The 9,471-nt window shown below is 40.4% G+C and carries 6 protein-coding genes, 1 tRNA gene and 2 rRNA genes (1 of these 9 running past the window's edge); 1 reads left to right on the top strand and 8 read right to left on the bottom strand.

All coding sequences use genetic code 11. The features are described from left to right. From A5866_RS01445 to A5866_RS01410, 8 genes are all read right to left on the bottom strand, one after another. Window positions 1-1,137 (bottom strand): 23S ribosomal RNA (locus tag A5866_RS01445); it reaches 1,775 nt to the left of the window's first position. A 189-nt stretch (window positions 1,138-1,326) separates the two neighbouring features. Further along, window positions 1,327-1,399 (bottom strand) — tRNA-Ala (locus A5866_RS01440). 83 nt (window positions 1,400-1,482) lie between these two features. Further along, window positions 1,483-3,043: ribosomal RNA gene (locus tag A5866_RS01435) — 16S ribosomal RNA — on the bottom strand. The 16S and 23S rRNA genes sit together here with 1 tRNA gene alongside, the layout of an rRNA operon. A 626-nt stretch (window positions 3,044-3,669) precedes the next feature. After that, window positions 3,670-5,172, bottom strand: coding sequence for a HAMP domain-containing sensor histidine kinase (locus A5866_RS01430; RefSeq protein WP_086445527.1), 1,503 nt, complete (start codon window positions 5,170-5,172; stop codon window positions 3,670-3,672). Window positions 5,173-5,183: 11 nt separating this feature from the next. Further along, entirely contained in the window at window positions 5,184-5,870 is a 687-nt protein-coding gene (locus A5866_RS01425; RefSeq protein WP_010765234.1) for a response regulator transcription factor, read from the bottom strand. 148 nt (window positions 5,871-6,018) lie between these two features. After that, window positions 6,019-7,440 (bottom strand): NADP-dependent phosphogluconate dehydrogenase, encoded by a 1,422-nt coding sequence (gene gndA / locus A5866_RS01420; protein WP_086281439.1) that lies wholly within the window; start codon window positions 7,438-7,440, stop codon window positions 6,019-6,021. 245 nt (window positions 7,441-7,685) lie between these two features. Then, entirely contained in the window at window positions 7,686-7,865 is a 180-nt protein-coding gene (rpmF, locus tag A5866_RS01415) for a 50S ribosomal protein L32 (protein ID WP_010763436.1), read from the bottom strand. 56 nt (window positions 7,866-7,921) lie between these two features. Continuing rightward, window positions 7,922-8,491: a YceD family protein gene (locus A5866_RS01410; RefSeq protein WP_086444588.1), complete on the bottom strand. Its 570-nt coding sequence runs from the start codon at window positions 8,489-8,491 to the stop codon at window positions 7,922-7,924. Between the two features lie 158 nt (window positions 8,492-8,649). On the opposite strand from A5866_RS01410, the gene A5866_RS01405 reads away from it, so the two are divergent. Beyond that, the gene (locus tag A5866_RS01405; protein WP_086444589.1) at window positions 8,650-9,429 is read left to right on the top strand and encodes an ABC transporter ATP-binding protein; all 780 of its coding nucleotides are present in this window, start codon (window positions 8,650-8,652) and stop codon (window positions 9,427-9,429) included. The last annotated feature ends 42 nt before the right edge of the window (window positions 9,430-9,471 follow it).

Genomic DNA, 9,471 nt, shown 5'->3' with positions numbered 1-9,471 from the left:
TATTACGCACTCTTTAAATGGTGGCTGCTTCTGAGCCAACATCCTAGTTGTCTGTGCAACCCCACATCCTTTTCCACTTAATAGTTATTTTGGGACCTTAGCTGGTGGTCTGGGCTGTTTCCCTTTCGACTACGGATCTTATCACTCGCAGTCTGACTCCCGGATATAAATGAATGGCATTCGGAGTTTATCTGAATTCGGTAACCCGAGATGGGCCCCTAGTCCAAACAGTGCTCTACCTCCATCATTCTTAATTCCGAGGCTAGCCCTAAAGCTATTTCGGAGAGAACCAGCTATCTCCAAGTTCGTTTGGAATTTCTCCGCTACCCACAGCTCATCCCCGCACTTTTCAACGTACGTGGGTTCGGTCCTCCAGTGCGTTTTACCACACCTTCAACCTGGCCATGGGTAGATCACATGGTTTCGGGTCTACGACTACATACTCATTCGCCCTATTCAGACTCGCTTTCGCTGCGGCTCCGGCTCTTCACCTTAACCTCGCATGCAATCGTAACTCGCCGGTTCATTCTACAAAAGGCACGCCATCACCCATTAACGGGCTTTGACTTGTTGTAGGCACACGGTTTCAGGATCTATTTCACTCCCCTTCCGGGGTGCTTTTCACCTTTCCCTCACGGTACTGGTTCACTATCGGTCATTAGGGAGTATTTAGCCTTGCGGGATGGTCCCCGCGGATTCCGACGGAATTTCTCGTGTTCCGCCGTACTCAGGATCCTCCTAGGTGTTGCCAACATTTCGTCTACGGGGCTATTACCCACTTTGGCGAACCTTTCCAGGTTCTTCGACTATCTTGACAGACTACCATAACGGAGTCCTACAACCCCAACAAGCAAGCTTGTTGGTTTGGGCTCTTCCCGTTTCGCTCGCCGCTACTCAGGGAATCGAATTTTCTTTCTCTTCCTGCAGGTACTTAGATGTTTCAGTTCTCTGCGTCTACCTCTATCCAGCTATGTATTCACTGAATAGTAACATCCTATAAAAGATGCTGGGTTTCCCCATTCGGAAATCTCTGGATCATAGCTCACTTACAGCTCCCCAAAGCATATCGGTGTTAGTCCCGTCCTTCATCGGCTCCTAATGCCAAGGCATCCACCGTGCGCCCTTATTCACTTAACCTTACGATCTTACGATCGGTTTTGTTTGGTTCGTTTCTCTAGCGATAGAGGCGTGACCAATAAAATAAGCATTCGAACTATTTTACTTAAAAAACTCATTCAACGCGGTGTTCTCGGTTTGTTTTGATTACTTTTTTACTTCAATATCCAGTTTTCAATGAACAATACTTAGTAACTCATTGGTTACTAATGGAGCCTAGCGGGATCGAACCGCTGACCTCCTGCGTGCAAAGCAGGCGCTCTCCCAGCTGAGCTAAGGCCCCTTAATACCTATTTACTTGAGAGTAAACCTCTCAAAACTGAACAAAGTAGCGACGAATGTGTAAGTTTCCGTAATATTCCTTAGAAAGGAGGTGATCCAGCCGCACCTTCCGATACGGCTACCTTGTTACGACTTCACCCCAATCATCTATCCCACCTTAGGCGGCTGGCTCCACAAGGGTTACCTCACCGACTTCGGGTGTTACAAACTTTCGTGGTGTGACGGGCGGTGTGTACAAGGCCCGGGAACGTATTCACCGCGGCGTGCTGATCCGCGATTACTAGCGATTCCGGCTTCATGTAGGCGAGTTGCAGCCTACAATCCGAACTGAGAGAAGCTTTAAGAGATTTGCATGACCTCGCGGCCTAGCGACTCGTTGTACTTCCCATTGTAGCACGTGTGTAGCCCAGGTCATAAGGGGCATGATGATTTGACGTCATCCCCACCTTCCTCCGGTTTGTCACCGGCAGTCTCGCTAGAGTGCCCAACTGAATGATGGCAACTAACAATAAGGGTTGCGCTCGTTGCGGGACTTAACCCAACATCTCACGACACGAGCTGACGACAACCATGCACCACCTGTCACTTTGTCCCCGAAGGGAAGACTTGATCTCTCAAGCGGTCAAAGGATGTCAAGACCTGGTAAGGTTCTTCGCGTTGCTTCGAATTAAACCACATGCTCCACCGCTTGTGCGGGCCCCCGTCAATTCCTTTGAGTTTCAACCTTGCGGTCGTACTCCCCAGGCGGAGTGCTTAATGCGTTAGCTGCAGCACTGAAGGGCGGAAACCCTCCAACACTTAGCACTCATCGTTTACGGCGTGGACTACCAGGGTATCTAATCCTGTTTGCTCCCCACGCTTTCGAGCCTCAGCGTCAGTTACAGACCAGAGAGTCGCCTTCGCCACTGGTGTTCCTCCATATATCTACGCATTTCACCGCTACACATGGAATTCCACTCTCCTCTTCTGCACTCAAGTCTCCCAGTTTCCAATGACCCTCCCCGGTTGAGCCGGGGGCTTTCACATCAGACTTAAGAAACCGCCTGCGCTCGCTTTACGCCCAATAAATCCGGACAACGCTTGCCACCTACGTATTACCGCGGCTGCTGGCACGTAGTTAGCCGTGGCTTTCTGGTTAGATACCGTCAAGGTAAGAGCAGTTACTCTCCTACTTGTTCTTCTCTAACAACAGAGTTTTACGATCCGAAAACCTTCTTCACTCACGCGGCGTTGCTCGGTCAGACTTTCGTCCATTGCCGAAGATTCCCTACTGCTGCCTCCCGTAGGAGTCTGGGCCGTGTCTCAGTCCCAGTGTGGCCGATCACCCTCTCAGGTCGGCTATGCATCATGGCCTTGGTGAGCCGTTACCTCACCAACTAGCTAATGCACCGCGGGTCCATCCATCAGTGACACCCGAAAGCGCCTTTCAAATCAACACCATGCGGTGTCGACTGTTATGCGGTATTAGCACCTGTTTCCAAGTGTTATCCCCCTCTGATGGGTAGGTTACCCACGTGTTACTCACCCGTCCGCCACTCCTCTTTTCAAATGAGTGCAAGCACTCGGTAGAAAAGAAGCGTTCGACTTGCATGTATTAGGCACGCCGCCAGCGTTCGTCCTGAGCCAGGATCAAACTCTCATAATAAAAGTTGAACACGATCTTGCGATCGATAAGCTCATTTGGTTGCTAGCATATTGCTTGCTTGTTAAAAATTGTTGTTTGTTTTTACCGTTGTAAAAACAACCTACACATTTGGTTCGTCTTACTTTGTTCAGTTTTCAAAGGTCTACTGTGTTACCTCGCAGCAACTTTTATATCATATCAAATCTTTGATTTGATGTCAACACTTTTTTAAAAAAGTTTCAAAGTTTTTTTCTGCTCGATGTCATCAATTGTTTCGTGACAACTTCATTAGTTTATCAGGTTACTTGTTATTTGTCAACAACTTTTTTTCTTGATTTCTCAAGATGTTTTAGCTGTTTTGAATTAACAACTTTGTTATTCTATCATAATTATCTTTCGTTCGTCAAGAAGAAAAAAATCTTTTTTTCTTTCTTTATACGAATGAAGTTCAATCACCAGAACATGTATAAATATAACAATACTTATTATAAAATGCAACTAGAATATGTCTATTTTTGATTCTTTTTTTTCTTGGCGAACAAATCGATTGAACTTTATTTTAGTATTCGTTTTTTCTGTATCATTGAGCATCATTTCAAGCTCATTATTCGGTTAAATGCTTTAAAAAAAGTAGAGGTTTTTAACCTCTACTCTGCATTTTCATTTTTTTCTACTATTGGAATGTAAATCCTAAAAATCGTTCCTTGATGAACAACACTTTCAGCATCTATTCTTCCTTTATAATTTTCTACAAGTTGCTTAGCAATCGAGAGCCCTAAACCATTTCCACCTTTATTCCGTGCTCTGGCTTTATCAACTCGATAAAAGCGATTAAATATTTTAGCTAGATCTTCTTCTGGAATCCCTTCACCAAAATCTTGGATAGCAATTTCAAATTCACTTAACGTTTTTGAAATTGAAATATGAACTTCTTTGCGAGTTGTTGAATATTTCATTGCATTATCCAGAACAATTACCAAAAGCTGTTCAAAGTGATTTCGATAAATCCCTAATGTTACTTCCTGCAGTAAGTCATCGTCTAACGTAATAACAAAATCCGGATATAAAATTTTAAAATTGTTAAACACTTGATAAACAACTTGCTTGGCATTGGATGTATGGTTTGGATACTGAACATCGACTTGTTCAGCACGAGAAAGATCTAACATTTCTTGAACTAAACTCTTCATACGTACAATTTCCTGCAAGCTAGCTTCTAAAGATTCATCTAAGACTTCAGGATCTTCTTTCCCCCAGCGATTAAGTAAATTCAGATGTCCTTCAATAATCGCAACTGGTGTGCGTAATTCATGAGAAACATCTTCCACAAACTGCTCTTGCTGCTCAATATAACGTCTCATACGATCCAACATTTCATTAAAGATTTCGGCCAGATCAGCTAATTCATCATTAGAGTGGATATCCGGCATATGGATATCCGACTGCGGATCCTTTCTGATAGTATCCATTGTATCTCTCAAAACCTTTAATGGTTTCAAGAAGTAAGTGGATAAAATGAATCCTAAAACACTACTTAGAATCAATGAGATTATTTCTAAAACGATTAGTGTTAGCAATAAACGATTTCGAATGTCATAAAAAGAAGATAGTTCATAAAAAGCTTGTATATAACCGACTTGTTCCCTGTTATCTTTTGAGTATACAGGTTGAATGATCAAAAAACCGGTTTTGTCATTTAATGTCCTAATTTCAGCACCTTGCTTTTCTTCTTTCACCAGTTTGCTTTGAACCTTCTGTGTTTCGAATACTAACTTTCCGTTCTTATCATACACAGATAAAAACAGTGCTGGTTGTCCTAACTCCGAAAGCATAGTATCCATCTCCATCAGTGATCCTTCTACGGAGATCTTTTTATTGTCTAAGTCCGTTTCATCAACACTAGGCGTTTTTAATCTGTCATAAACATCAGAAACTGTAAGATTTTCTTCGGCATTGGCTAAACGATTTCCTACCTCGGCAACGGTTCTTTCAACATTTTCTCGTTCTTTCTCAACGATTAGATTCACGGAAGATTTATAAGTAATCACAGCAAAAATAGTAAATACTACAAATATGAAGAAAGAACTTGCAGAAGCCCACTTGATTGTTAATGAGGGCCCCTTCAGTTCTTTTTTTACTGCTTTTTTCATTTTTACTGTTTTCACGAGCGCATCACATAACCTGTTCCACGAACAGTTTGAATGTAGCTCTCCTCGCCTGGAACATCAATTTTATTACGTAAATAACGGATATAAACGTCGACAACGTTTGTTTCGACTTCTGTTTCATAACCCCAGACTTTATTTAATAGTACATCACGAGCTAATACAACATTTACATTTTCCATCAATGTTAATAATAATTCATATTCACGCTTAGTGAGTTCAATCATTTCAGAGTTACGGCGAACAACACGATTTTCTTTTTCAATCGTTAAATCACGATAAGTAATCGTTGTTTGTTTGGCCACGTTTTTATCTCCTTCGATATCGATTCGACGAAGTAATGCGCGTAAGCGTGCTAACAATTCTTCTATGGCAAATGGTTTTACAATATAGTCGTCTGCTCCATGGTCTAAGCCTGATACACGATCGATCACTGAATCACGTGCGGTCATCATGATGATTGGTGTATTTTTCACTTGGCGTACACGTCGACAAACTTCAAGCCCGTTCAATTCAGGCAACATTAAATCTAAAAGGATAGCATCCCAATCATTATTTAAAGCCGCTTCTAAACCAGTACGTCCATTGTAGTGAACTTCTGTAGTGTAACCTTCGTGTTTCAACTCCAGTTCTACAAAACGCGCTAAGTTTTTTTCATCTTCAATAATTAGAATATTACTCATTGGTTATTTGTCCTTTCTCTTTAAAAGCTATCTTAAAGCCTACCCATTATACCCACTTTTAACTCAAAAAGCTAGTAACAACCCATTTTTAACATATTAAAGAGAGAAAACCATGAGAAATCTTTGTATCCCATGGTTTTCCAACATATTATTCTTCGTTATACCAACTATAATGGTAAGTACCTTCTTTATCCGTACGTTGATACGTGTGTGCACCAAAGTAATCTCTTTGGGCTTGGATCAGATTTGCTGGTAAACGCTCTGATCTGTAAGAATCGTAATAAGCAATAGCTGATGCAAACGTTGGAACTGGCACTCCCGCTTGAACGGCAATTGATACGACGTCACGAACAGATTGTTGATATCGTTTGGTAATATCAATAAAGTACTCATCTAACAGTAAGTTTTCAATTGTTGGATTTTTATCGTATGCATCAGTGATCTTTTGCAAGAACTGAGCACGGATGATACAACCTGCACGCCAGATTTTAGCGATATCACCAAACGGCAAGTCCCACTTGTAATCCTCAGAAGCAACACGCAATTGAGCAAACCCTTGCGCATAACTCATGATTTTACTGAAGTAAAGAGCTTCACGAATTTTTTCGATCAGTTCCTTCTTATCACCTTGGTATGCAGGTGCTTCAGGTTTTGCTAAAACTTTACTTGCTTTGACACGTTCATCTTTATAAGCGGAAATGAAACGCGCAAAAACTGACTCAGTGATCAACGGTAATGGTACACCTAAATCCAAAGCACTTTGACTTGTCCATTTACCTGTTCCTTTATTGCCAGCAGCATCCATAATAACATCAACGATTGGTTTTCCTGTTCCTTCATCGTCAATACGTGTCAAAATATCTGCTGTGATCTCTACAAGATAACTATCTAATTCCCCTTGATTCCATTCTTTGAAAATTTCTGCCATTTCATCAACTGAAACACCAAGAATATTTTTCATCAAGTCATACGATTCAGCGATCAGCTGCATATCACCATATTCGATACCGTTGTGCACCATTTTAACATAATGACCAGCACCATTAGGACCAATATAGGTAACACATGCTTCGCCGTCTTCTGCTTTAGCCGAAATTTTTTCTAAAATCGGCGCTACTAATTCATAAGCTTCTTTTTGACCACCAGGCATGATTGAAGGACCTTTTAGCGCACCTTCTTCACCACCGGAAACACCAGTCCCGATAAAGTTGATCCCTGAATTAGCTAATTCTTCATTTCTACGAATCGTATCTTTAAAGAAAGTATTCCCGCCATCGATCAAGATATCCCCTTTATCTAAATGAGGCAATAATTCTTGAATCGTCGCATCTGTTGCAAAACCAGCTTGAACCATCAACATAATACGGCGAGGTTTTTCAATAGAGTCTACAAACTCTTCAATAGTATAAGTCGCTTTAAAATTCTTATCTGGATGTTCTTCAACGACATCCGTTGTTTTTGAACCTGTACGATTAAATAGAGCAACTGAATAGCCTCTACTTTCGATATTTAAGGCTAAATTTTTTCCCATTACAGCCATTCCGACTACACCAAATTGTTGTTTTGTCATCTTGTATCCTCCCACTATCTTTGAAAAGAAGTTCATTAGAATTTTCTTATAATCTACATCATTATAACGTAGAATGCTTGATATGAAAACAAAATAGTTCAATTAATTTTATTTATTCTTGTTTATTTTTTTAATTTGGACAATTACAGACAATTGTCGCTCAAATCGATTATCTTTAGTAAAAAAATAAATCCCCTAGGCTCCATGGTTAGCCTAAGGGATTTTAACATTTTCAAAAAAATGTTTTATGCTTCTTTAGAGATTACGTCTTTTCCATCGTAATGACCACATGCTGGACATACGTGATGGCTTTTTCTCATTTCACCACAGTTTGAACATGCATTCAAACCTTTAATCGTTAATTTGTAATGAGTACGGCGTTTGCCCTTTTTAGCTTTTGAAGTTCTTCTAGCTGGTACTGCCATTAGTGTTCCACCTCCTTGTAAAGATGTGTGCATAAAATGCACGATATATTCCAATCTTACTGCTTGTCATCCTCATCAGTGGAATCACTGAATAATTCAGATAGTTTAGCAAGACGAGGATCCATTGTTTGTTGTGCTTCTTCTTGTCTTTTTTGTGCATAATCCGCTTCAGACAGAACTTCCCAGTCATTACCTTTAGGCATGTCCTGACTTGATTGTTCTTCTTCTGATAATACTTGGATTGGAATAGACAAAAGAATGTTATCTTCGACTGACTCATCTAAATCAATTGTTGGTTTTTCCAACAAAATGATTTCTTCATCTGCCAAACGTTCATCTCTTTGCTGATATTGTTCAGGAGTCATAAAGACCTCATCAACATCAATCGCAAGTGTTAGAGGAACAGGTGTTAAAGAACGTGAAGATGGAACTGTTACAATAACATCAATTCTATAATGAAGCAAATACTCTTCTTTTCCTACTGTTAAGATCCCGGTTGCTTTAACGGGACTAACATCTAGAATCAAATTATCTCTACTCATCAGGGACTCTTTCAAATCTAGTGTCTCTGAAAAATCACACGGTTTGTCTTTGTATTTGTTTAGTTCTAGTAAAGACCATTTCATATTCATCACCTCATAACGCAACAAAAGCAATTATACAGGGGGATGAAAGCTTTGTCAACGAAATTTTCTTGACAGTGTTTTCTTCTTTCAATTTTTTTCAAACGAGTCTCTTTTAATCCTGATTTTTAATGGTAAAATAAGGCAAAGGAGGAGTTAGTATGAAAGCATTTGAATTTAAAAACGTCTCATTTATTCGGGATAAAAAGTCGTTGTTAAATAACGTAAATTGGTCAGTAGAATCAACTGATAACTGGGCTATTCTCGGACTGAACGGCGCTGGCAAAACATTACTACTACAATTGATCTGCGGCTACTTGTGGCCATCTAAAGGACGCTTAGAGGTTTTAGATCAAGTATTTGGCCAAGCTTCGATCCCCGAGCTGCAACGACGAATTGGTTGGGTCAGTACAGCTTTACAGTATCGTATGAAGAACTGGGAAACAGCTGAAAGAATCGTCCTTTCCGGAAAATTTGCTAGTATCGGTCTTTACCAACAATATAGTAAGGACGAGCTAGAACAAGCAAAAACAATTTTGAAAAATGCTGGCGGTGAATCACTGATCGGTAAAAAATATGAAGTATTATCTCAAGGTGAACGCCAATTAGTATTGATTTCCAGAGCATTGATGACAAATCCAGAATTATTGATTCTCGATGAACCGTGCAACGGTCTAGATTTATTTGCAAGAGAAAAACTGTTATCACAAATTGAACGGATTGCCCAGCAAGAAAATCATCCGACATTGCTCTATGTTACTCACCACACAGAAGAGATTTTGCCCTGTTTTGATCACTTAATGCTCTTGAAAGATGGAGAAATTTTCGCCAAAGGCACTCAAAGTGAATTATTTAATGAAGAAACCTTTGCTGACTTTTATGCAGAACCGATCCAAATCATTCCGTTAAAAGATCAGCGCTTTGCAGTTTACCCTAAATGAAATCAACAGATAATAAAAAAGTTAGAGCAGAACTCTAACTTT

It is taken from the genome of Enterococcus sp. 12C11_DIV0727, from assembly GCF_002148425.2.
GTDB classification, from domain to species: domain Bacteria; phylum Bacillota; class Bacilli; order Lactobacillales; family Enterococcaceae; genus Enterococcus_L; species Enterococcus_L lemimoniae.
This window is presented reverse-complemented; position numbering and strand designations above follow the sequence as displayed.

What these genes read in the sequence shown, in the direction of transcription:
- rpmF (WP_010763436.1), bottom strand. Translation starts at nt 7,865, where the DNA reads ATGGCAGTACCAGCTAGAAGAACTTCAAAAGCTAAAAAGGGCAAACGC.
- A5866_RS01410 (WP_086444588.1), bottom strand. Translation starts at nt 8,491, where the DNA reads ATGAAATGGTCTTTACTAGAACTAAACAAATACAAAGACAAACCGTGT.
- gndA (WP_086281439.1), bottom strand. Translation starts at nt 7,440, where the DNA reads ATGACAAAACAACAATTTGGTGTAGTCGGAATGGCTGTAATGGGAAAA.
- A5866_RS01425 (WP_010765234.1), bottom strand. Translation starts at nt 5,870, where the DNA reads ATGAGTAATATTCTAATTATTGAAGATGAAAAAAACTTAGCGCGTTTT.
- A5866_RS01405 (WP_086444589.1), top strand. Translation starts at nt 8,650, where the DNA reads ATGAAAGCATTTGAATTTAAAAACGTCTCATTTATTCGGGATAAAAAG.
- A5866_RS01430 (WP_086445527.1), bottom strand. Translation starts at nt 5,172, where the DNA reads ATGAAAAAAGCAGTAAAAAAAGAACTGAAGGGGCCCTCATTAACAATC.